21 protein-coding genes are annotated in these 22,789 nt (G+C 73.6%); 15 read left to right on the forward strand and 6 right to left on the reverse strand.

Going from position 1 to position 22,789, the window contains the following annotated elements:
• The first annotated feature begins 81 nt into the window (after positions 1–81).
• The 11 genes from QFZ64_RS34380 (at position 82) to QFZ64_RS34430 (ending at position 11,839) form a co-directional block, all read left to right on the forward strand.
• A complete protein-coding gene (locus QFZ64_RS34380) occupies positions 82–885 on the forward strand; it encodes an alpha/beta fold hydrolase (protein ID WP_307071400.1) in 804 nt (267 codons plus the stop codon).
• Positions 885–2,207 carry a PP2C family protein-serine/threonine phosphatase gene (locus tag QFZ64_RS34385; RefSeq protein WP_307071401.1) on the forward strand — a complete coding sequence of 441 codons (1,323 nt, stop codon included), beginning with the start codon at positions 885–887 and terminating at the stop codon, positions 2,205–2,207. The genes QFZ64_RS34380 and QFZ64_RS34385 overlap by 1 nt, the downstream gene beginning before the upstream one ends.
• Positions 2,208–2,317: 110 nt before the next feature.
• Positions 2,318–2,533 carry an STAS domain-containing protein gene (locus QFZ64_RS34390; protein WP_307071402.1) on the forward strand — a complete coding sequence of 72 codons (216 nt, stop codon included), beginning with the start codon at positions 2,318–2,320 and terminating at the stop codon, positions 2,531–2,533.
• A 174-nt stretch (positions 2,534–2,707) separates the two neighbouring features.
• On the forward strand, positions 2,708–3,193 hold the full coding sequence (locus QFZ64_RS34395) for an ATP-binding protein (protein ID WP_307071403.1): 486 nt from the start codon (positions 2,708–2,710) through the stop codon (positions 3,191–3,193).
• A 273-nt stretch (positions 3,194–3,466) separates the two neighbouring features.
• Positions 3,467–5,080, forward strand: a complete 1,614-nt coding sequence (locus QFZ64_RS34400; protein ID WP_373430790.1) for a SpoIIE family protein phosphatase — start codon at positions 3,467–3,469, stop codon at positions 5,078–5,080.
• Entirely contained in the window at positions 5,077–6,150 is a 1,074-nt protein-coding gene (locus tag QFZ64_RS34405; protein ID WP_307071404.1) for a B12-binding domain-containing protein, read from the forward strand. Before QFZ64_RS34400 ends, QFZ64_RS34405 begins: the two co-directional genes overlap by 4 nt.
• A gap of 205 nt (positions 6,151–6,355) precedes the next feature.
• Complete coding sequence (locus tag QFZ64_RS34410; RefSeq protein WP_307071405.1) at positions 6,356–7,447, forward strand: sensor histidine kinase; 1,092 nt, start codon at positions 6,356–6,358, stop codon at positions 7,445–7,447.
• Positions 7,444–8,103, forward strand: a complete 660-nt coding sequence (locus QFZ64_RS34415) for a response regulator transcription factor (RefSeq protein WP_307071406.1) — start codon at positions 7,444–7,446, stop codon at positions 8,101–8,103. The genes QFZ64_RS34410 and QFZ64_RS34415 overlap by 4 nt, the downstream gene beginning before the upstream one ends.
• A gap of 158 nt (positions 8,104–8,261) precedes the next feature.
• Entirely contained in the window at positions 8,262–8,897 is a 636-nt protein-coding gene (locus tag QFZ64_RS34420) for a GPP34 family phosphoprotein (RefSeq protein WP_307071407.1), read from the forward strand.
• Between the two features lie 183 nt (positions 8,898–9,080).
• Positions 9,081–9,773, forward strand: coding sequence for a hypothetical protein (locus QFZ64_RS34425; protein WP_307071408.1), 693 nt, complete (start codon positions 9,081–9,083; stop codon positions 9,771–9,773).
• A 158-nt stretch (positions 9,774–9,931) separates the two neighbouring features.
• Complete coding sequence (locus QFZ64_RS34430; RefSeq protein WP_307071409.1) at positions 9,932–11,839, forward strand: glycoside hydrolase family 5 protein; 1,908 nt, start codon at positions 9,932–9,934, stop codon at positions 11,837–11,839.
• Between the two features lie 22 nt (positions 11,840–11,861).
• On the opposite strand, the gene QFZ64_RS34435 is transcribed toward QFZ64_RS34430, so the two are convergent.
• Entirely contained in the window at positions 11,862–12,284 is a 423-nt protein-coding gene (locus QFZ64_RS34435; RefSeq protein ID WP_307071410.1) for a helix-turn-helix domain-containing protein, read from the reverse strand.
• Positions 12,285–12,389: 105 nt separating this feature from the next.
• Here QFZ64_RS34435 and QFZ64_RS34440 point away from each other — a divergent pair, with 105 nt between their 5' ends.
• Positions 12,390–13,250: an enoyl-CoA hydratase/isomerase family protein gene (locus QFZ64_RS34440; RefSeq protein ID WP_307071411.1), complete on the forward strand. Its 861-nt coding sequence runs from the start codon at positions 12,390–12,392 to the stop codon at positions 13,248–13,250.
• Positions 13,251–13,339: 89 nt separating this feature from the next.
• Here the strand turns inward: QFZ64_RS34440 and QFZ64_RS34445 are convergent, their stop codons facing one another.
• Positions 13,340–14,380, reverse strand: a complete 1,041-nt coding sequence (locus tag QFZ64_RS34445) for an NAD(P)-dependent alcohol dehydrogenase (RefSeq protein WP_307071412.1) — start codon at positions 14,378–14,380, stop codon at positions 13,340–13,342.
• Positions 14,381–14,508: 128 nt separating this feature from the next.
• Between QFZ64_RS34445 and QFZ64_RS34450 the strand changes: the two genes are divergently transcribed.
• Together QFZ64_RS34450 and QFZ64_RS34455 are read left to right on the forward strand one after the other, a co-directional pair.
• Positions 14,509–15,099: a TetR/AcrR family transcriptional regulator gene (locus QFZ64_RS34450; RefSeq protein ID WP_307071413.1), complete on the forward strand. Its 591-nt coding sequence runs from the start codon at positions 14,509–14,511 to the stop codon at positions 15,097–15,099.
• A 140-nt stretch (positions 15,100–15,239) separates the two neighbouring features.
• On the forward strand, positions 15,240–17,444 hold the full coding sequence (locus QFZ64_RS34455) for an SGNH/GDSL hydrolase family protein (RefSeq protein ID WP_307071414.1): 2,205 nt from the start codon (positions 15,240–15,242) through the stop codon (positions 17,442–17,444).
• A gap of 109 nt (positions 17,445–17,553) precedes the next feature.
• Here the strand turns inward: QFZ64_RS34455 and QFZ64_RS34460 are convergent, their stop codons facing one another.
• Complete coding sequence (locus QFZ64_RS34460; protein ID WP_307071415.1) at positions 17,554–18,180, reverse strand: TetR/AcrR family transcriptional regulator; 627 nt, start codon at positions 18,178–18,180, stop codon at positions 17,554–17,556.
• A gap of 111 nt (positions 18,181–18,291) precedes the next feature.
• Here QFZ64_RS34460 and QFZ64_RS34465 point away from each other — a divergent pair, with 111 nt between their 5' ends.
• On the forward strand, positions 18,292–19,254 hold the full coding sequence (locus tag QFZ64_RS34465) for a zinc-dependent alcohol dehydrogenase family protein (RefSeq protein WP_307071416.1): 963 nt from the start codon (positions 18,292–18,294) through the stop codon (positions 19,252–19,254).
• A 179-nt stretch (positions 19,255–19,433) separates the two neighbouring features.
• Here the strand turns inward: QFZ64_RS34465 and QFZ64_RS34470 are convergent, their stop codons facing one another.
• Genes QFZ64_RS34470 through ribA form a run of 3 tightly spaced genes read right to left on the reverse strand, consistent with a single transcriptional unit; the run spans position 19,434 to position 22,731 of the window.
• Positions 19,434–20,420, reverse strand: coding sequence for an SUMF1/EgtB/PvdO family nonheme iron enzyme (locus QFZ64_RS34470; protein WP_307071417.1), 987 nt, complete (start codon positions 20,418–20,420; stop codon positions 19,434–19,436).
• Positions 20,417–22,120: a WD40 repeat domain-containing protein gene (locus QFZ64_RS34475; protein ID WP_307071418.1), complete on the reverse strand. Its 1,704-nt coding sequence runs from the start codon at positions 22,118–22,120 to the stop codon at positions 20,417–20,419. The genes QFZ64_RS34470 and QFZ64_RS34475 overlap by 4 nt, the downstream gene beginning before the upstream one ends.
• A complete protein-coding gene (gene ribA / locus QFZ64_RS34480) occupies positions 22,117–22,731 on the reverse strand; it encodes a GTP cyclohydrolase II (RefSeq protein WP_307071971.1) in 615 nt (204 codons plus the stop codon). Before ribA ends, QFZ64_RS34475 begins: the two co-directional genes overlap by 4 nt.
• Positions 22,732–22,789: the final 58 nt, after the last annotated feature.

Here is a 22,789-nt window from a genome sequence, read left to right on the forward strand (position 1 = left end):
GCGGGCGGCGCAGACGTGCACGGACCGCTTGCGGATCGGACCGCAGTCCTGGCCGCCCGGCCGAGGTGCGACGATGGATCGATGGACATCCGTCGCAGGAACAACGTGAGGATCACCGGTGCCGCGGACGGGCCGGTGGTATTGCTGGCCCACGGCTTCGGCTGCGACCAGAACATGTGGCGGTTGGTGGAGCCCGCGCTGGCGGAGCGCCACCGCGTGGTGGCGTTCGACTACGTCGGCTCCGGCGGCTCGGACCTGTCGGCGTGGGACGCCGAGCGGTACTCCTCGCTGCGCGGCTACGCCCGCGACGTGGTGGAGGTCTGCGAGGAACTCGATCTGCGGCGCGCGGTCTTCGTCGGGCACTCCGTCAGCGCCATGGTCGGCGTGCTGGCCGCCGAGGCCGCGCCGGAGCGGATCGGGGCGATGGCGATGGTGACGCCCTCGCCCTGCTACGTCGACGACGACGGCTACCGGGGCGGCTTCACCCGCGAGGACATCGACGAACTCCTCGGCTCCCTGGAGTCCAACTACCTCGGCTGGTCCTCCGCGATGGCCCCGGTGATCATGGGCAACCCCGAGCGGCCGGAACTGGGACAGGAGCTGACCAACAGCTTCTGCGCCACCGACCCCGACATCGCCAGGGTCTTCGCCCGGACCACCTTCCTGTCGGACAGCCGGGACGACCTCGCCCGCGTGAACGTACCCACGCTGGTGATGGAGTGCTCCGAGGACGTCATCGCGCCGCGCGAGGTCGGCGCCTACGTGCACGCCGCGATTCCCGGCTCCCGGTTGATCACCCTGGACGCCACCGGGCACTGCCCGCAGCTCAGCGCCCCGGAGGCCACCGCGCGGGAGCTCCTCGGCTTCCTGCGGGAGCTGCAGTGATGTCCCGCACGGGCGGAGGACCCGAGCCGTCCCGCGACGGAGATCGGCACCACACGCACGCGGCGTTCAGCGCGCTGCTGGAGGACAGCGCCGAGGAACTCTACGAGTCGGCTCCCTGCGGCTATCTGTCGACGCTGATGGACGGCACCATCGCCAAGATCAACACCACGCTGCTGAACTGGCTGGGCCTGGACCGCGAGGACGTCGTCGGCAGACGGCGCTTCGTCGATCTGCTCACCGTCGGCGGCAAGCTCTACCACGAGACGCACTTCGCGCCCCTGCTGCGCATGCAGGGCGAACTGCGGGGGATCGCCCTGGAGATGAGGACGGCCCGGGGTGCCCGGCTCGCCGTGCTCGTCTCCTCCACCGTCAAGTTCGGCAGCGAGGGCGATCCGCTGCTCATCCGCACCAGTGTCTTCGATGCCTCCGACCGGCGTGCCTACGAGGAGGAACTCCTGCGCCGCCGGAAGGAGGCCGAGCAGGCGCGGGCCGAGGCGGAGGCGGCCCACCGGCAGGCCGAGGCCGACCGGCAACGGCTGGCCGACGCGCTCGCCGTACTGCAACGGTCCCTGCTGCCCGAGACCCTCCCCCGGCTGCCCGGCATGGAGACGGCCGTCCACTACCACACGGCCTCTCCGGACCGGCTCGGCGGCGACTTCTACGACCTGTTCCCCCTCGGCGACGGCCGGTGGGCGTTCTTCCTCGGCGACGTGTGCGGCAAGGGCCCCGAAGCCGCCTCGCTGACCTCGCTGACCCGCCACACCCTGCGCACCTCCGCCCACCACGACTCCGCGCCGGTCGCCGCCCTGACCACCCTGAACACCGTCCTGCACGAGCGCTACTCGGCGAGCGGCGACCCCCGGTTCTGCACCGTCGTCTACGGCGTCCTCGAACCCGGCGGGGAGGGCCGGCCCACCACGGTCCAGCTCGCCTCCGGCGGCCACCCCCCGGCCCTCGTCCTGCGCGCCGATGGCGGTGTCGACCTGCTGCCCACCCCCGGTGGACTGCTCGTCGGCGTGCTGCCGAACGCCCCCGTCGCCACCACACGGACCACCCTCGCCCCCGGCGACACCCTCCTGCTGTACACCGACGGCCTCACCGAGGCGCGCACCGGACCCACCCGTGCCAGCTTGTACGGCGAGGACGCCCTGTACGCCTTCCTCGCCGCACGGGCGCCCGCCACCGCCCAGGAACTGGTCACCGCGCTCACCGGACTGCTCAAGGGCTTCGGCGAAGGCCTCGACGACGACGCGGCACTGCTGGCCCTGGGCGTCCCCGACACCCCCGTACACCCCCTCCCGGTATCGGACCCCCCGCGATGAGCCCGCTGCGCCTGACCCAGCGCGACACCGCCGCCGGCCCTGTCCTCCTCGTGGCCGGTGAACTCGACTTCGTCCACGCCGCCGAACTGCGCCGGTAGGTGGAGCGGCTCGTGCTGCACCGGGGGCAGTGCCTGGTCCTGGACCTGTCCGGCCTGGAATTCTGCGACTCCACCGGCATCACCGCACTCCTCGCCGCCCGCCGGCACACCCTGGCCGCCGACGCCGAACTCGTCCTGACCGCCGTACCGCCCGACCTCGAACGCGTTCTGGCCGTCGTGGGCCTCGAGCGGGTCTTCACCTTCCGCGCCACCGCCGAGGACGAGTGAGCGACGAAAGGCGGGACGCGGGGAGGCACGCCCGGGACGCTTCGGGGTACCCCCGAGGGAAACGCCTGTACAGCGCGCACGAACGTCTGCTCTACCCTGAGGAGACGGCTGAGCCGGTGCGAGGGCACATCCGTGCGGCCGGGGCAGGTGCGGGTCGAGTACGAATGAGGACGTATGGAGTCGGTTACCGGCGGCGACGGCCGTCTTGCTCCGCTCGGCGGGACACCGGAACGGGTCGCGGTGACGCTGGAGAAGGAAGGCATGAGCATCGCCCGGGCCCGTGACCTCGCCACCGCGTTCCTCGGCCGGGTCCGCGACGAACTGGGGCTGCCCCTGACCGCGCGGGTCGTGGGCGACACCCAGCTCGTGGTGAGCGAACTGGTCACCAACGCCCGCAAGTACGCGCCCGGGCCCGTCTCGCTGGAACTGCGGGTCACGGACAACCTGCTGGAGGTCGTGGTGCGGGACGGCGACACGGAACTGCCGGTGCCCAGGGCCGCCGACGCCGGCCGGATCGGCCAGCACGGACTGGAGATCGTCAAGGCCATCGCCCGGGATTTCGAAACCCGGCGCGAACCCACCGGCAAACGCGTCACCGCCCGGATCGTGCTCGTCGACGACGCACTCGCCCCCGGCACCGCGCACACCCCCGACACCTGACACCGGGCACCGGCGGTTCGCACCGTCCCCCACAAGGTGACCCGTCGCACGTTTCAACAAGGCGTTTCGGGGCGGCTTGCGGCAGCCGGGTGATTGCGGAACGCTGAACGTTCCACGTCCTTGCCCAGGGATCTGTGCCCACAGGTCTTCGTAGCCAGCGGAAAGGCGGTGGGGTGCGCACGGCGCGCGCCCGCCGATTTGAATGCTTCCCCCGGTCCGGTCACGGACCCCGGCCTCCGCTCGTCCCCCGGCTCCGGTGACCCCGACGTCCCGGTGGGCGGGACGTGGCGCCACGCCCCGTACCCCGTGCTGGTCGTCGACCGGCACGGGGACCTGACGGGGATCAACGAGGCCGCCCGGCGGTGTCTGCCGGACGCGGTCCGAGGCGACCGGCTGCGCGACCGCGTGCCCTCCTGGCTGGCCGACGCCCACCACCGTCTCACCGAGGCACCGCACTTGGCCGGTGGTGCCGTCCCGGCCGGGCACCTCGGCGGCCGGCTCTTCGAGGCGCACCCGACCCAGTCCGCCGACGGGGGAGTGGTCTGGTGGCTGATCGACGAGACCGACCTCCGGCGGACGGAGGCGGCGCTGGACAACGCCCGGGACCGGTCCGAGATGCTCTCGCAGATCGCCTCCACGCTGCTGTCGACGCTGAACGTGCCGCGCTGCATGGAGGTGACCGCCTCTCTGGCCGCCCAGCACCTGGCCGAGGCCGCCGTCCTGATCGCCCCGCCGCAGGGGCGCCGCCACCAGCTCACCTACGCGGCGCGGGGCACCACGGCCGTCCAGGTCAACCGGCAGGTCGACACCCGCGGCGTGCCGGGGCTGGCGGAAGCCCTGCAGGGCTACCCCCCGGTGCCCGCCCGCCGGCTCAACCCCGACGACATCCCGGACTGGCTCATACCCGACGGTTTCGTGAGGCCGATCGGCTCGGTGATCGTCACACCGCTGCCCGGCCACGGGGTACCCGCCGGAGCCCTGGTGCTGCTGCGCTCCGGCACCGAGACGGCGTTCACCGAGGGCGAGGAGGTCTTCGCCCGCCTGTTCGCCGCCCGGGCCGGTGCCGCGCTGTCCGCGGCCCGCCTCTACGCCGAGCAGACCGCCATCACCTCCACCCTCATGCGGGAACTGCTCCCGCCGGTGCTCGGCAGCGTCCACGGGGTGGAGTACGCCGGCAACTACCGTGCCGCCACGGACCAGGAACGCATCGGCGGCGACTTCTACGACGTCCACCCCGGCGCCGACCCCTCCCGGGAGACCCTCGTCGTCCTCGGGGACGTCGCGGGCAAGGGGCTGGAAGCGGCGGTGCTGACGGGCAAGATCCGCAACACCCTGCAGGCCCTGCTGCCGCTCGCCGACGACCACCAACGCGTCCTCGGCCTCCTCAACGGAGCGCTCCTGTCCTCCCACCAGACCCGCTTCGCCACCCTCGTCCTGGCCTCCGTGCGCCGCCGCCGCGACGACGACGGCGTGCGGCTGCGGCTGACCAGCGCAGGCCACCTGCCCCCGCTGCTCGTCCGCGCCGACGGCACGGTGGAGGAGGCGCCCACCCGTGGCACCCTCGTCGGCGCCCTGCCCGAGGCGCGGGCCCGCACCGTCGACACGACGCTCGCCCCGGGGGAGATCTGCCTGCTCTACACCGACGGCATCACCGAGGCCCGCGGCGGCCCGCTCGGCGACGAACTGTTCGGCGAGGAACGGCTGCGGCGGGCCCTGGCCGGATGCGCCGGCATGCCCGCGGAGGCCGTCGTGGCACACGTGCAGATGCTCGCCTTCCAGTGGCTGCGCTCCGGCGGCCACGACGACATGGCCGTCGTCGCCATCGGAGCGGTGCGCACCGGCCCGACGCCGGTCGCGGGAGCAGGGAAAAGCCGGGAGGACCGGTGAGTGACCCGACCACGCCGGCCGGCCTGCGCGAGGAACTGTGGCGGGCTGTGGCCGACGGCGACGAGTACACCGCGGTCGCCCTCGTCCAGGACGCGTCGGCCCGGCACGTCGACGGGGAGATGCTGCTCCTGGAGGTGATCGCGCGGGTGCAGGAACGCGTCGGCACCGAGTGGGCCGCGGGCCGCCTCAGCGTCGCCCGGGAACACGCCGCCACCGCGATCAACGAACGCGTCGTCGCCGTCCTCGCCCACCGGACCTCCGCGGCGACGCGCCCGGACACCGCGCGTGGACGCGTGACCGTCGCTTGCGTCGACGGCGAGTGGCACGCCTTCCCCGCCCGGCTCGTGGCCGAGGTGCTGCGGCTGCGCGGCTGGCACGTCGACTACCTGGGCGCGCAGACCCCCACCCCGCACCTGGTCGCGCATCTGCACCACACCAACACCGACGCGGTGCTGCTGTCCGGGTCGATCCCCACCCACCTGCCGGCCGCCCACGCGGCCATCACCGCCTGCCGGTCCGTCGGCGTTCCCGTCCTCGCGGGCGGGCGCGCCTTCGGCCCCGACGGCCGGCACGCCCGGGCGCTCGGCGCCGACGGGTGGGCGCCGGACGCCCGGGGCGCGGCCGCCGCCCTGGAAGGAGGGCTCTCCCGGCCCGCCCCGCCGGCCGGCCGCCAGGCCGTGGACGACCTGCCGCACCTGGCCGACCAGGAGTACACCCTGATCGTCCGGTCCCGGGCCCAACTGGTCAAACAGACCCTGGTCGACCTCGAGGACGCCTTCCCCGCCGTCCGCGACCACGGCGACGCGCAGCGCGAGCGCACCGCCGAGGACCTCGCCCACATCCTCGACTTCCTCGCCACCGCCCTCTACATGGACGACGGCGCGATCTTCACCGACTTCCTCACCTGGACCGCGGTCATCCTCGAAGCCCGCGCCGTGCCCGCCCGGTCGTTGACCGTCGGCCTGGACCTCCTCGCCGGCCGGCTCCGTGACTTCCCCCGCACCCAGCGACTGATCCGTGAGGGCACCACGGCCCTGCGCGGCCACACCGCCCCCGGCGCCCACGCCTGACCCGACGTCGGCCCACGGGCCCGCAACGGCGGGTGGGAACGCGGCAGCCCCCGGCCCCGCAGGACGGTATGGTCGGCACGTGGGGGGCAGCGGCAGCACGCAGTCGGACGACGACCGTACCGGTACGCACCCGGAAGGCGTGTGGACCGGGCCTGCGCAGGGGGCCTTCGAGCCATCGGACGCGCCGTCGTCCCGGGATGCCCGGGTGCTGTGGTGGAGCTCGGCCGCCCTGGTGCTGGCCGTCCTCGGCACCTCGGTGCTCGTCGCCGGCACCGGACGAGGCGGGCGGCTCCCGGTCGCCGAGGTCCTGGTGCTCGCCCAGGTCGGCGCCCTGAGATGGCAGACCCGCGCCCCTCTCCCCGTCCTAGCCGCCCACGCGGCGACCGGACTCACCGTCTGGGCGCTGCTGCCCACGGTGACCCTGACCGGAGCGCTGCTCGCCGCACAGGTCACCCTGTGCGTCGCGGCGGCCGTCCGGCCGCCGCGCGCGTCCGCGCGGGCCCTCGTCGCGCTGTGGGCGGTGGCACCGCTCGCCCTGGTGACGGGCGGCACCGCGGACCTCGTGCTCTGCCTGCTGGCACCGGCCCTGGCCTGGACCCTCGGACAGTGGCGCAGGACCCAGCAGGAGCGGGCGCGGGCCGACCTGCGCCGGGCCCTGGCGGAGGAACGCGAACGCCTCGCGCGCGAGGTCCACGACGTGGTGGCGCACACCCTGTCGGTGATGGTCGTCCAGGCGGGCGCGGCGGACGACGTGTTCACCGAACAGCCCGCCCAGGCCCGTCAGGCGCTGCGGGCCATCGAGACGGGCGCCCGCTCCGCACTGGGTGAACTCCGCTCCATGCTGCGGGCGTTCCGGCCCGACGCGGAGGAGGAGGGGCCGGCCGCGACGCGAGACCCCGGACCCCGGCTCGCACGCCTGGCGGAACTGGCCGACTCGGTGCGCGCGACCGGGACGACCGTGCACGTGCGGCACGAGGGGAACCTCGACGGACTCCCGGCCGCGGTGGACCTGGCGGCATACCGGATCGTGCAGGAGGCGCTCACCAACGCGCTGCGCCACGCGGCCGACGCGGACGAGGTGAGCGTACGGGTGACGGCGGAGGGAGACTGCGTGCGCGTGACGGTGACCGACAACGGGCGGACCGCGCACGGCAGGGTCGCCATGACGGGTGCGGGGCGCGGACTCGTCGGGATGAAGGAGCGCGCGCGGCTGCTCGGGGGCACCCTGAGCGCAGGGCCCCGGCCCGGCGGCGGATTCGAGGTGGCGGCACGGCTGCCGGTGGAGCGGGTCTCATGACACTGCGCGTGGTGGTGGCCGACGACCAGGCCCTGGTCCGCACCGGTTTCCGCATGATCATCGACGCCCGGGACGACCTGGAGGTGGTCGGGGAGGCCTGCGACGGCCGGGAGGCGGTGCGGCTGACCCGGGAGCTGGCGCCCGACGTCGTGCTGATGGACGTACGCATGCCCGTCGTGGACGGCATCGAGGCGACCCGGCGGATCGCGGACGGCGGCAGCGGGGCCCGGATCCTCGTGCTGACCACCTGGGACGTGGACGCGCACGTGGTCGACGCACTGCGCGCCGGGGCGAGCGGCTTCCTGCTCAAGGACATCCGCCCCGGCGAACTCGTCGAGGCCATCCGCCTCACCGCGCGCGGCGAGGCACTGCTCGCGCCGACCGTGCTGACCCGCGTCCTCGACCGGTTCCTGCGCACCCTGCCCGACCCGGCGCCGGCACCCTCCCTGCGCAGCCTCTCCGGGCGCGAGCGGGAGGTGCTCACCCTGATCGGGCAGGCACTGTCGAACACGGAGATCGCCGAACGGCTGTCCCTGTCGGAGGCCACCGTCAAGAACCACGTCACCGCCGTGCTGCGCAAGCTCGGCCTGCGCGACCGCGTCCAGGCGGTCGTCACCGCGTACGACCACGGCCTGGTGCGGCCCCGCCGTCCCTGAGCCGCCTCCTCCACGCCCGCACCGCCACGCCCGCGCCACCCCCGAGGCGCCCTCTCCTCCTCAGGGAGGAGAAGGGCCCGTCGTCCCTCCCGTGCTCCCAGTGCCGGTCCCTCCGTGCGGCCGATCCGCGTCGGGGAGCCCGACCGTAGCGTCGAGACATGACCGAAGACCTGGCCTGCCTCACCTACCTGCTCGCCCACGACGAGACCGCCCACGGCCCCTACGACCGCTCCCGCACCGAGCTGCTGCTGCGTGCCGCCGCGCTGACGGACCTCGTACTGCGCGGACGGCTGGGTGAGGACGGCGGCACGGTGACCGTGCACGGCACGGGGTCCACCGGCGACCCCGTCCTGGACGGGGTGCTGCGCGACGCACCCGGGCACGGCTGGAAACACCTCGTACGCCGCCACCGGGCGCGGACCCTGGCCGAGGTGGAGGACAGGCTCGCCGCGGCCGGAGTCCTCACCGTGACAGCGCACCGCGGCCTCCTCGGCCGCCGGCGCTCGACCGCCGTGGACCCCGCGGCGACCGCCGCCGTCCGTGCCCGCGTCCGCGCCGCGCTGCACGGCGACGGCCCCGTGCAGCGGCTGCCCGCCACCGACGCGGCGCTGCTGGCGCTGGCCGCGGCGGGCGGTATCCCCTCCGTCGTCCCGCGGCATGAGCGCAGGGCCTTCCGGTCCCGCATCGACGCCTGCACGAGGCGGCTCGCCGCCCTGGCGCCCGGCCTGGAGAAGGCCGTCCGTTCCCTGCCCATGACCGTCCTCGCCGCCCGCGGCGGCATGGGGGGCGGCTGACCCGACAGGGGAGGGACGACGAGGGGCGACGACAGCACACACTCCGCCCGGCCCCGGGCCGAGCCCGATGACCGGCCGACGGCTCAGTCCGTCGGTCCCGGCGGCGAGGACCACCGGCCCTCGCCGCCCGGACCGGAACACCATTCGGCACACCATCCGAGACACACCCACGGGGGAACACCCATGAACGAGACCACCGCCCGGCGCCTTGCGGGGTTCGCCTGCCTCGCCGCCGCCGTCGCCCTCATCGTCGAAGTACCCCTGTACTTCCTCTACGACGGCCCGCCACCGGACTCCAACGTCCTCGCGAGACTGCTGTTCGGCATCTTGGGGCTGACGTTCTTCATCGTCTTCGCGGCCGCCTTCCGCGAACTGGTCAGGACGGTCCGCCCCGCGTACGAATGGGCGGGCAGCCTGGCCTTCACCGCCGGGCTGGTCTACGGGACGGTCACCCTCGTCTCCAGCGGACTGGAGGGCGGCGCGGTCATCGCCGCCGACCACCCGATCGACCCGACCATCGACGTGAGCGGCACCTACATCCTGTACGGGACGATCGGGCGCGTCCTGCTCGCCCTGTTCCTGGTCGCCGTCGGACACACGCTGTCCCGCACCCGTCTGCTGCCGTCCTGGGCCCACCGGAGCGCCTTCGTCCTGGCCGGGCTCAACGTGGCCTTCGTGCCGTCCCTGTTCTTCGGCAACGAACCCGCGCACTTCTACGCGGCGAACGGCTGGGGCACCACCGCCTCGATGGGCGCGATCCTCAGCTACTGGCTGCTCGCCCTCGGCATCTCCCTCTGCCGCAGCGCCGCGAAGAGCGCGCACCGGCAGGTCACGGACGCGCCGTCGGCGGCGGGCGCGGCCCGTCGGCCCGCCTGACCCCGTCCGCGCAGGGCGTCGAGCGGGCCCCGGACCCCACGGTCCGGGGCCCGCTCGACGCCCTGCCGTGCGAGGACTACTATCCGCGTCAACCACCTCCGTCCCATGGGTAGTTGCTGTCGCGGTCACCGTCTCCCGTCCACCACCGGTAGGGGCCCATGTCACTGCATCGGATTGTCAAGTACCTGACATGCGCGGTGTCGGCCGTGCTCCTGACGGCCACCGCCCCCGGCGCACTCGCCGCCACGCCGAAGGACCGGCCGCCGACGTCCGACGCGCCGGCGACCGCCGGCACCTGGCAACCGCCCCTGTCCACCCGCGGCCGCTACATCGTCGACGCGGCGGGCAACCGGTTCCGGCTGAAGTCGGCCAACTGGGACGGGGCGCAGGGCTCCTGGACGGGCAACGGCGATGCGGCCGACCCGGCCCAGCACCACGCCGGACAGGACTCCCACGGCATCCCCCTCGGCCTGGACCGCGTCCCCCTGACCGCGCTGCTCGCCGACTTCCACGCACTCGGCATCAACAGCGTCCGGCTGCCCTTCTCCAACGAGATGATCCACGCCACCGGCCCCGTACCGGACTCCGCCGTCGCGGCCAACCCCCAACTGCGCGGCAGGACACCCCTGCAGGTCTTCGACGCCGTCGTCGCCGCGCTCACCGCCGCCGACTTCGCGGTCGTGCTCAACAACCACACCAACACCTCCCGCTGGTGCTGCGGCCTCGACGGCAACGAACGCTGGAACAGCTCCCAGGACGCGGGACAGTGGGTCGACGACTGGGTGTTCATGGCCCGCCGCTACGCCGACGACCCCCGGGTGGTGGGCGCCGACCTGTACAACGAGGTGCGCCGGGACGTGCTGCACGACCCCGACTGGGGCGGCGGCGACGACTACGACTGGTACGCCGCGGCGCAGTGGGCCGCCGACCGCATCCTCACCGAGGCGAACCCCGGCCTCCTCATCGTCGTCGAGGGCATCAACTGGACCGGGCTGCCCGTCGACGGCTTCCCGCACGGCCGGCCGACGCTCACCCCCGCCCGCACCCTCTCGCACACCCTCGTACAGAGCGACAAACTGGTCTGGTCCGCCCACTTCTACGGCTACACCGGCCCCCACCACAGCGGAGCCACCGGCATCGGGGAGACCAGCGACCCCCGCTACCAGGACCTGACCGAGGAGGAACTGCGGCAGGCCCTGTACGACGAGGCGTTCTTCGTGTCGCAGGACAGCGGCCGGCACTACACGGCACCGCTGTGGATCAGCGAGTTCGGCATCGGCGCGGGCGAGACGAACGGCGCGGCCCGCACCTGGTTCGGCCGGATCACCGACTACTTCGCCGACCACGACGCCGACTTCGCCTACTGGCCGCTGGTCGGCTGGGAAGGCCACGACGACTGGGCGCTGCTGCGCTACGACGCCGACGGTCACCGGCACGGACTGCTGGACGAGACCGACTGGCGGCGCACCGGCTGGGACCACCTGATGACCGCACCGACCCGCACCGGCTCCGTCGCCCCGGTGCCCGCCTGGCGGATGCTCAGCACCGACCACGGCGACCAGGTCCAGTCCCTGCGGGTACGGGCCACCGGCGACTGGGACCCGGGCGCCTACAAGGCCGCCTGCCCCGACGGACTGAGACTGATCGGCCTGAGCCACGCCGGGGGCCGCGGACTGTGCACCGACACCGAAGCCGGCGACCTGCGCGCCGCCGACGGCACCCACACGGTCGTGACCGACGAACGAAACGTCCCGCAGGGCGGTGACTGGGCCGGGGGCTACACGAAGTTCCAGTGCCCCTCCGGCTCCTACCTCATCGGCTACAGCCGCCGCGGCAGCCGCGTGTCGGCCGCCCTCTGCGCCCCCGCCCGCACCTCCCTCGGCACCACGGGCCGCACGCTCTGGTTCGACCGGTCCGACAACCGGCCCGACTCCGGCGGCGACTTCGCCTCCGGGAACTACAAGGGGCAGTGTGCCGACGACGAGTACGCCGCCGGGATCGCGTTCACCACCCGTGTGGGCAGCGCGGGCGGCCCGGACGCGCTGCTCTGCCGCCGGCTGCGCTGAGACGTCCTTCGACCAGCGGGTGTCAGCCTCTGGCGTCGTACTCCCGCCGGCAGTCCTCGATCTCCTCGCTGTGCGCGACCGTCCAGGCGTAGAGCTGCCCGAACGGCTCGCGCAGCGACTCGCCCAGCGCCGTGAGGGAGTACTCGACGCCGACGGGCGAGGTCGGCAGCACGGTGCGGCGGATCATGCCGTTGCGCTCCAGGCGCCGCAGCGTCTGCGTGAGGACGCGCTGCGTCACACCCTCCAGGCCGCGCTTGAGCTCGTTGAACCGGGTGGGCCGCTCCAGCAGCGCCATGACCATCATCGACCACTTGTCCGCGATCTGGTCGAGGATCGGCCGGCTGGGGCAGTCCGCCCGGAAGACGACGGGCACGGCGGTGCCCGCGCCTCGTCGCAGGCCGGCTCCGGCACCGGGACCGGAACCGTGCGGGTCGGTGTCCTTCATGTGCCCTGGTACTCCCGAAGTGCGTTCTTGCGGATCACATCGATGCCGCCAAAGGTAGGTATGCATCGCAAACCTACCTGCCTTCCGGCGACCTGTGGAGCCTCCATGCCCTCCCTCACGAACGACGCCCACGACGCCCACGACGCTTACGCCACGCTGCGCGTGAGCAGCGCACAGGGCGTCGCGCGGATCGTCCTCGACAACCCCCCGGTGAACGTCATCAGTGCCGTGATGATGCGTGAGCTCCGCACCGTGCTGACCGCGCTCGCGGACGACCCCTCGGTCCGCGTGATCATCTTCTCCAGCGCCGATCCCGAGTTCTTCCTCGCCCATGTGGACATGCGGATCGGGGAGGACATGGCCGCGCTGGAGTCGCTCGCCGCGTCGGCTCCGGCGGACGTCAACGTGTTCCAGGCCGTCGGCGAGCTCCTGCGGCACCAGCCCCAGGTGACCGTCGTCAAGCTCGCCGGGAAGGCCCGTGGTGGCGGGGCCGAGTTCGTGGCCGCGGCGGACATGGCGTTCGCGGCCGTCGAGACCGCCGGGCTCGGTCAGATCGAGTCGCTCATGGGCATCGTCCCCGGCGGCGGCGGAACCCAGTACCTCCGCCACCGCGTGGGCCGCAACCGCGCGCTGGAGCTGATCCTCACGGCCGACCTGCTCGACGCCAGGACGGCCGCGGCCTACGGCTGGATCAATCGGGCCCTGCCGGCCGCGGAACTCGACGACCACGTCGACCGGGTGGCCCGCGACATCGCCGCACTGCCCGACGGTGTCGTCGAGGCGGCCAAGCGCGCGCTGCCCGCCGACGATCTCACGGAGGGACTCCTGCGCGAGAACGACGCCTGGGCCGCCACGATCGCCCGGCCGGCCGCACGTCGACTGATGAGCGAGGGACTGCGGGCAGGGGCGCAGACACCGGCCGGCGAACGCGACCTCGAGACGCTGATGCGCGGCGCCGCGCGCTGACGGGGGACCGGTCGCCGGGTGCCTGCGTGGCGGGCACCCGGCGCGGCACCTGCGCGCCGGGTGCCGGCGCCCGGCGGGTCCCCGCACGCTCAGTCCAGGTCGGACATGTCCAGGACGAAACGGTGGCGGACGTCGTTGCGGCCCAGGCGGTCGAGCGCCGTGTGGATCCGGGCGGAGGGAAGCACCTCCACGTCGGCGGTGATGCCGTGCGCGGCGCAGAAGCGAAGCATCTCGGCCGTCGACCGGCGGCCGCCGCTGCCCGCGGAACCGAGCTTCTTGCGGCCGACGAGCAGATCCATGACCTCGACGGTGACCGTACCCAGGTGGCCGAGGAGGCTGAGCGTGCCGTCCATCGCCACCAGCCGCAGGTGGGGAGCGAGGTCGTGGGGCACGGAGATCGTGTCGAGGACCACGTCGAAGCTGTTCCGGGCCGCGCTCGTGCGCCGGGTGTCCGTGGCGGCGATCAGTTCCCGCGCGCCCAGCCGGCGGGCGTCCTCCCGCTTGTCGCCGGTGCGGCTGAGGACGGTCGTGTCGGCGCCCAGCGCCACCGCCAGCTTGACCGCGAGGTGCCCCAGGCCGCCGAGCCCGGCCACGGCGACCCGGCTGCCCGGGCCCACCCCCAGTGAGCGCAGCGGCTCCCAGACGGTGACGCCCGCGCACATCAGCGGGGCGGCCCCGGCCGGGTCCAGACCGGCCGGGAGCGGATAGGCGAACGCCTCGCGCACGACGTACTCGCGGGAGAAACCACCGAGGGTGGTCGACCCGTCCTGCCGGTCCGTGCCGCCGTAGGTGAGGGTAGGGAAGGAGCGACAGAAGTTCTCCTGTCCGGCCTCGCACATGGCGCACGAGCCGCAGGAGTCGACGATGTTGCCGACCGCGACGGGGTCGCCGACCGAGAAGGCCGTCACCCCGGCCCCGGTCTCGGTCACCACACCGGTGAACTCGTGCCCGGGCACCAGGGGCTCGGGGGCGTCCGGGGCGTGCCCCCGGACGGCGTGCAGATCCGTGTGGCACAGCCCGCAGTGGTCCACTCGCACCGCGAGGTCGTCCGCACGCAGGTCACGGCGGTGCAGAGGGGTGCGTCGCAGCGTATTGGGGCCGGTGGCCCGCCATCCGACGGTCGTTCGCACAGTCCGACTCCTCCTCGATCGATATGACAAACAAACTGTTCGGTCTATTCGCTTCCCTCGCAGCCTAGGCACGAGGTGGGCCACAAAGCAAACCAACTGTTCTGTTTGATGTTTGATAGGGTCCCCGCATGCCGGAACAGCCCCAGACCTCACGCGGCGCCGCGACGTACCGGCGCATCCTGGACGCGGCCACCGAGGAGTTCGCCCGCCACGGCATCGCGGGGGCCCGCATCGAGCGCATCGTCACGGCGGCACGCACCAACAAGGCGCAGCTCTACGCCTACTTCGGCGACAAGGAACGCCTCTTCGACGCGATCTTCCTCGGCTCGCTGGAGCGCATCACCGACGTCGTGCCCATCGACGCGGACGACCTCCCGGGCTGGGCCGTGCGCCTCTACGACGAGTACCTGCGCCGCCCGGACCTCATCCGGCTCGCCACCTGGACCCGGCTGGAGCGCCGGCCCGCCGGGCACCTGGTCGAGACCCACGAGCACTACGACGACCGCAAACTCGCCGCCATCGCCGAGGCGCAGGACGCCGGGCGGATCCGGCCGGGCGACCCCTTCGACCTCATGGCCGTGGTCATCGCCATGTCCATGGCCTGGTCGCCCGTGAGCAATGTGTACGCGGCCAGTGATCAGGAGCCCGACGCCGTGCACGACCGGCGCCGGGCCCTCCTGCGCGACTGCGTCCGAAGGGCCGTCACCGTCGCCGACTGAGAGGGCGTCCCGCCGGCGACAGGCTCCGCCCGCAGGGAGCAACCGGCCCGGCCCGCAAGGGGATTGACCGGGCGTCAGAACCGTCGATAGCTTGCCTGATGCCTGACAACGTTGTCTTTCCGCCTGTGAAGGGAACATCCATGCGAAGATGCGCCACCCTTCTCGCCCTGCTGCTGACGACCGCGGGCCTCTCCTCGACCGCCACGGCCCTCCCCGCGACCGCCACGTCTGCCGCCCCGCCCTCCGCCGCGGCCGCCGCCCCGTCCTCCGCGGCGGCGGAACGGGGGAGCTGGACCGGCACCTGGGCAGCTGCGGCGAGCGGCACGGCGAGCGACACCGGGTACGCCGGATACACCCTCCGCAACCTCGTCCGCACGAGCGTCGGCGGCGACCGGATCCGCGTGAAACTCTCCAACGCCCTCGGCACCCGACCCGTCCTGTTCGCCCACACCACCGTGGGGCTGCAGAAGGTGCCCGACAGCGCCGCGCTCGCGCCCGGTTCCCTGCGCGACCTCACCTTCGACGGGCACCGGGCCGTCACCGTCCCCGCGGGCGCCGAGGTCTACAGCGATCCGGTCGCCCTCCCCGTCGCCGCGGCCGCCGACCTGTTCGTCACCACCTACACCCCCGACCCGTCCGGACCGGTCACCCTGCACGCCGCCGGGCTGACCACCTCGTACTACGCCACGGACGGCACCGACCACGCAGGGGACCTCGGCGGCGCCGGGCTGCCCTCGACGACCCAGTCCTGGCACTACGTCACCGAGGTCGACGTCCGGCCCGGCCGGCCCGAGGCCGCGACGGGCAGCGGCGCCGTCGTCGCCCTCGGCGACTCGATCACCGACGGGATCGCTTCGACGCCCGGCACGGACCGGCGCTGGCCGGACCGGCTGGCGGCCCGGCTGCGCGCGAGCCACGGCCCGGCCCGCGGGTTCGGCGTGCTCAACGCGGGCATCAGCGGCAACCGCGTGCTGCACGAGGGCACCGGACCCAGCGCCCGGGACAGACTGGACCGGGACGTGCTGCGCCGCGCGGGCGCGCGGACCGTCATCGTGCTCGAAGGCATCAACGACATCCAGCGGATCCCGGGCGAGGGCAGCGCCGACGAGATCGTCACGGGGCTGCGTGACATCGCCGACCGCGCGCACGCCGCCGGCCTGCGCGTGCTGGGCGGCACCCTCATCCCCTTCGAGGGATGGCAGACGTACGGGCCGGAGCAGGAGGCCGCCCGCGAGACCGTGAACACGTGGATCCGCGACGGCGGGGTCGTCGACGCGGTGGTCGACTTCGACGCCGCCGTACGCGACCCGGCGGACCCGCACCGCATGCGGACGGAATACGACAGCGGCGACCATCTGCACCCGAACGACGAGGGGCTGCGGGCCATGGCCGACGCGGTGGACCTGGACGCGCTCGGCCGCCCGGATCCGGCGCGTCTCGCGCCGTACCTCCGTCCCGTGCGCTCGCTCACCCTCGCCGCGGCCCCGGGGCGGGCCGTCACGATCGCCGGCCGTGCGGCCACCGTCCCGTTCGTCACCCGCACGACCGTCCAGGGCCCCGGCACGGTCCGCGGAAAGGTCACCGCGAGCCTCGACGGCAAGCGGTACGCGCACCCCTTCGCGGTACGCAGCGACGGCCGCTTCGCGCAGGTCGACGTGGCGCTGGACGTGCCCGTGCCGGCCGCCCTGGCGGCCGGTGAGCACCACGTCCGGTTCACGGTCCGCACCCGCGACGGCCGCAGCCGGACCGCGACGGCCGTCCTGGACGTCCGCGGCCTGGGCTGCGCACAGTCCGACGACTCCTGCCCGGTGGACCTGACCGGCGCCTACGACCGCGACTCGATCGCGAGCGCCGACCATCCGGACGACGGCGACTTCGACGGCCTGGGCTGGAGCTACGCCGCCGAGACCCTGCCCGCGAACGGCCCGTCCGTGCTCGCGGGGGCGCCGTTCGCGTTCCCCTCCTCGGCCGACGGGACGAAGAACACCGTCACCGCCCAGGGGCAGACACTGGAGCTGCCCGGGCTACGGGCCCGGCAACTGCGCGTACTGGGGGCCGCCTCCGGCGGCGCGGCGGAGGGAACCGCCACGCTCACCTACGCCGACGGCTCCACCGCCGCCGTGTCCCTGGGGTTCAGCGACTGGGCGGGGCAGCCGCAGCCCGGCGAGACGGTCGCCGTGGCGGCGCCGTACCGGTACCGGGCGGGCACGGGCCGCGACGGTCCGGCCGTCCGTATCTTCGCGCGCACACTCCCGCTGGACCCGGACCGGGTGCTCCGCTCGGTCCGACTGCCGGACGACACCCGCCTGAAACTGTTCGCCGCGACCGTCGACCAGAGCGGCTGACAACCGGACGGGCCCACCCACTCCCGTTCGCCCCGGCTGCCCGACATACGGGCAGCCGGGGCGGTCCCGTACCGGCGTGCGGCAGGTGCCGCCGCGCCGGGTGAGCCGTTCACCCCCGCAGCCGCGGTGCCGGTGGCATCGGGGGAGGGGGAGTGTCGCCCTCCGGGACCGCGCGGAACGCCTCGATGACATACGCGGCGAAGCGGCGCGAGGCCGCGAGGCGCGTGGCGTGGGGGGTGTCCTGCAGGCCGCGGTGGGCCATCAGCATGAGGACCAGGTCGTCCACGACGAACCCGGGCCGCAGGCGTCCGGCCCGCTGCGCGCGGCGGGAGAGCTCGGCGACCGCGCGCAGCGCCTGCTCCCGGTCGGCGCTGAAGTCCAGGGCCTCGGGGAACGCGGCCATGAACGCGTCGGCGAACCCCCGGCTCTCGGCGTGGAGTGCGCAGACGCGCTCGATCACCTCGCGGAAGCCGTGCCACGGGTCCGGGTCGGCGAGGGCGTCGTGGACCGCGGACCGGCAGACACGCCGCTGCTCGGCGTAGGTCTCCAGGACCAGGTCGCGCTTGGTCGGGAAGTGCCGGTACAGCGTGGCGGGGCCGACACCCGCGTGCCGGGCGATCTCACGCATCGGCGCGCCGAGCCCCTCCGCACCGAAGACTGCGCGCGCGGCCTCCAGGATGCGGAGCCGGTTGTCGCGGGCGTCGGAGCGGGCGGGGTGAGTCAGTTGCTCGGTCATGGTCTCTCACTTTAGCCAACCGGACGGGGGCGTCCGTTACGTTGCGAGGACGGCGGGGCCCGCCGGGAAGGGTCGCGGGCCCGGCCGTTCCGTCGAACGAGGAGTGGTGACATGAAGGCCGTTGTGATCAGGACGTTCGGGGCGCCCGAAGGGCTGGAGGTCGTCGACCTGCCGGTGCCCGCCCCCGGCCCCGGGCAGGTGCGGATCACGACCGAGGCGATCGGGGTCGGCGGCGTCGACGCCGTGATCCGCCGGGCCACGATCGGCGGCCTCGGTCTCAAGGAGGGGCACCTCCTCGGCAGCGAGGCCGCGGGCACCGTGGACGCGGTCGGGGAGGGCGTGGACGCCTCATGGGTGGGGCGGCGCGTATGGGCGTTCACGGGGCTGACCGGCGCGTACGCCGAGCGGGCCGTCGCCGCGGTCGAGGACGTCCTCCCGCTGCCCGAGGGGCTGACCGCCACCGACGCGGTGACACTCGGCAGCTCCGGCGTCGTCGCCCACTTCGCCCTGGACCGCGCCCGTCCCGCCCCCGGCGAGAGCGTACTGGTGCGCGGTGCGGCGGGCAGCATCGGACTCTCGACGGTCCAGCTCGCGGCCGGTCGCGGTGCCGGCGCGGTCGCGGTGACCACCTCGTCGGCCGAGCGCGGCGAGCGCCTGCGCGACCTGGGCGCGACGCATGTCCTGGACCGCTCCGGCGAGGGCGGCGCGGACGCGCCCGAGGGCTTCGACGTGGTGATCGACGTCGTGGGCGGCCCCGGTCTTCCCGGGATCGTGGACCGGTTGAACCCCAACGGCCGGTACGTGATCGTCGGCGTCGTCGCCGGACAGCCCCCGGCGGACTTCGGCACCCGGCTGCTGGACGGCTTCCGCAAGTCCCTGACGTTCGCCACCCTCAGCCTGGACACCGTGCCCAACGCCGACCGGCAGAAGGTGCGGGCGGCGCAGTTCGCCGACGCCGCACGGGGGGAGCTGCGCACGGTCGTGCACGACGTGCTGCCGCTGGTGGACGCGGCGAAGGCCCACCGGGCGATGGACGAGGGAACAGTGTTCGGCAGGATCGTGTTGGTTCCCTGAACCGGTGCGGGGGAGCGGCATCCGGGCGGCGGTTTCCTTCGCCCCCGCCGCTCCTTCCCGTTCCGGCCCGGGGGGGCTACGCCCCCGGACCCCCGGCAGGACCGCGCCCACGCGGCGCAGCCGCATGTCGACACGGCCCCGCGCCCCTGAGAAGGGGCGCGGGGAACCGCGGGAGCACCTCAGGACTCGGCCAGCCGGAAGCCCATGGCGTACATGTCCCGGTGGTACCAGCCGTGCCGGCGGCGGCAGCGGGCCAGGTCCGCGAAGCGGGTGAAGCTGCCGCCGCGGGCGATGCGGTACGCCGCCCGGCCGCCCAGGTCGTCCTCGATCGTCTCGCCGCCGGGGTAGGGGCGGTAGTCGTCGGACACGTACTCCTCCACGTTGCCGCCCATGTCGGCGGCGCCGAACGGGGAGCGGCCCGCCGGGTACATGCCGACCGGAGTGGTGGACAGGGGGCCGTGCTCCACCGTGTTGGCGCGTTCGGGGTCCATCTCCTCGCCCCACGGGTAGGCCCGTCCGTCCCCGCCGCCCGCCGCGTACTCCCACTCGGCCTCCGTCGGCAGCCGGAAGGACCGCCCGGTGCGCGCCGCCAGCCATGCCGCGTAGCGCTCCGCGTCCTGCGGCGCGACCGTCCACACCGGATGGTTGGCGAGCTCCGCCGGATAGCCGCCGAACCGCCAGGACGAAGGCGGGGGAGCGGCGTCCGGCTCCGCCACCAGGAAGGCGTGGTACTCCAGGTTGGTGACCGGGTAACGGCCGATCCGGAACGCCGGCACGTCCGCCTCGTACTGCGGGGCCTCCTTGGCGATCCAGTCCCGCACCACGCCCACGTGGTGCCACCGCGCGGTCACCGCGTCCACCCGGTCCGCGGGCAGCCCCAGCCGCACGCGCGCCGCGGGCACGTCGACCATCGCGGGGTCGTCGGGGACGATCCGGGGGTCGCCGAGCAGGGCCAGCAGCCGTCCGGCGGCGAGCCGGGTGAGGAACTCCGCGGCCGGGTCCTCGACGGTGCGGGCGAGGTCGCGCGAGCCGCGGAAGGCCAGCAGCCGCGCCCGGTTGTTCGCTTCGGCCTCGTCGACCCGCGGGACGAAGGAGGCGGGCAGGCCCATCGTGGCGCGGTCGTCGAGGGCGTGCGGATCGACCGGTGGCGGGGTGATGGTACTCATGCGGCGATCCTCTCGCCCGTCGGGACCTCGTGCACGGAACCGTCGTAGGAGGAGGCCAGGAACTGCCCCTTGGCGGGGTCGTAGCACAGGCAGGAGATGCCGGCCGCGGTCGGCCTGCCGACGTACGACCAGGTGTCGGTCCGCAGGTCGCGGACGGCGACCGTGCCCGCGTACGAGCCGCTGGCGACGAACCGGCCGTCGTCGGAGGCGGCCACGCACTTGATGGAGTGGTCGTGCGGGGTGGGTGTCGCCCGGCTGGTGCGGCCGCGCCAGACGCGCAGCGTGCGGTCCCTGCCCACGCTGGCGAAGGCCCCCTCGTCCAGCGCCGCGCACCCGTTGGCGATCTGGTCGTGCGCCTTCTCGACGCGCCCGGTCTCCTCGAAGTCGGTCAGGGAGAACCAGCACACGGAGGTGTCGGCGCAGACGGCGAACAGGGTGTCGCCGGAGATCGCCACGTCCTTGACCGGGTTGGTGTGCAGCGGCAGTGTCGCCACGTGCCGGACCTGCTCGCCGACGGAGAAGACCAGGCCCTCGCCGGTGTAGGCGCCCACCACGACATGCGGCACCCCGTCCCGTTCGAAGACCGCCGCGCAGTTCAGCGGCGAACGGTGCTGGAACAGCGTCCGGCCGTCGGCGGCGTCGAAGAGCCGGCCGAGCTGACCGCCGGTCAGCATGCGGTCGCCCACCGGGATCAGGAAGTTGCACAGGCTGCCCGTGACGGCGACCTGCTGTCCGTCCCGCCACACGACGCCCGCGTCCCCGGTGGTCCACACCCCGTCCGCGGCGGCCGTGATCGCGTTCAGGCAGCGCGTCCGTTCGACGCCCGTCAGGTCCCATGTCCCGCTGTCCAGGTCGTACGTGGCGTAGGCGGTGCCGAAGGTGCCGAAGACGACGGTGCGGTCGTCCAGGAACGCGCAGGAACGGGGCCACACCTCGGCGGGGAACTCCGTGGTGTGTGTCAGGACCGGTTCGCCGTCGGTGCCCGAACAGTCCCACACCCGCAGCGTGCGGTCGTAGCTGAGGCTCACCAGGGACTGCGTGGCGGCGTGGTGGACGAGCCGCTTGATGCCGGCCTCGTGGGCGCGGTGCTGGGTGGTGCGCGAGCCGGTGATGGTGACGATCTCGCCGTTGTCGTTGCCCGCGTAGATCACCCCGGTGGGAGTGATGGCGATGGTGTCGGTCTCCGCGTCCCCCAGATCGACGTCGCCCGTCATGGCGTGGGTCTCCAGGGACCACCGCTTGACCGTGCCGTCGTCGCTGGAGGTCACCAGCTCCGTGCCGTCGGCCAGCCAGGCGACGGAGAGGATGTCGGCCGTGTGCCCCTCGAGCCGGGCGACGACGGCCCCGGTGTCGAGGTCGTGGACGCGGATGAGGTGGTCCCGGGCGACGGTCGCGACGAGCGGCCTGCTCGGGTGGAAGGCCGCCATGTCGACGTCGTCCCGGTGCTCGCTCAGCACGGTCCGCAGCTTCAGGTCGGGCAGTGACCACACCCGGGCGGTGTAGTCGCTGGAGGCGGTGAGCAGCAGGGTGCCGTCCGCGTTGAACTCGACGTGGTTGGCGAGGTGGTCGTGGTGGGCGCGGGCCAGCGGGCGGCGCTCGGCGGCGTCCCACAGGATGACCTGGTTGTCGTAGCCGGCCGTCGCCACGAGTTCTCCGCCGAAGGCCGCGATGCCGCTGATGGGACCATGGTGACGTATCATGCCGAGCCCTTCAGTTGGATGGTGTGCGAGGTGCGGACGACCTTGGCCCTGAGGTAACCGGTGTTGTAGGGGTTGGCGAAGACCCCGGTGGAGACCGTGTCACGGACCTTGATGCCGTACCTGAGCAACTGATCGCGCTTGTCGGGGTTGTTGGTCAGCAGGTCGATCTCGTTGTGCCCGAGGGCGCCCAGCATCTGGGCCGCGACCGCGTAGTCGCGCAGGTCGTCGTCCAGTCCGAGGGCACGGTTGGCCTCGTAGGTGTCGAGGCCCTGCTGCTGGAGGTGGTAGGCGTCCAGCTTGTTGTAGAGGCCGATGCCCCGGCCCTCCTGACGCAGGTACAGCAGCACTCCTCCGGCGTCGTCGATCGCGCGCAGCGCCTCGGCGAGCTGGGGCCCGCAGTCGCAGCGTGCGGAGCCGAACACCTCGCCCGTGAGGCACTCGGAGTGCACGCGCACGAGCGGCACCTCGGCCGGGGGACCCAGCCGCACGGCGAGGTGCTCGCCGACGTCGGCGAGGCCGGTGAAGGTCATCAGGTCGGCCTGCAGGACGGTGCCCAGCCCCTGGTGCAGCGGCACCCGCACGCTCTGCCGGATCCTGGCCGGGCTCGGCACGCTCCAGGCATGTCCGGACTTGGTGCTCCCGGAGGCGGCCCGGTCGGCCGGCTCGACC

The organism is Streptomyces sp. B3I8 (genome assembly GCF_030816915.1).
Lineage (GTDB): Bacteria > Actinomycetota > Actinomycetes > Streptomycetales > Streptomycetaceae > Streptomyces.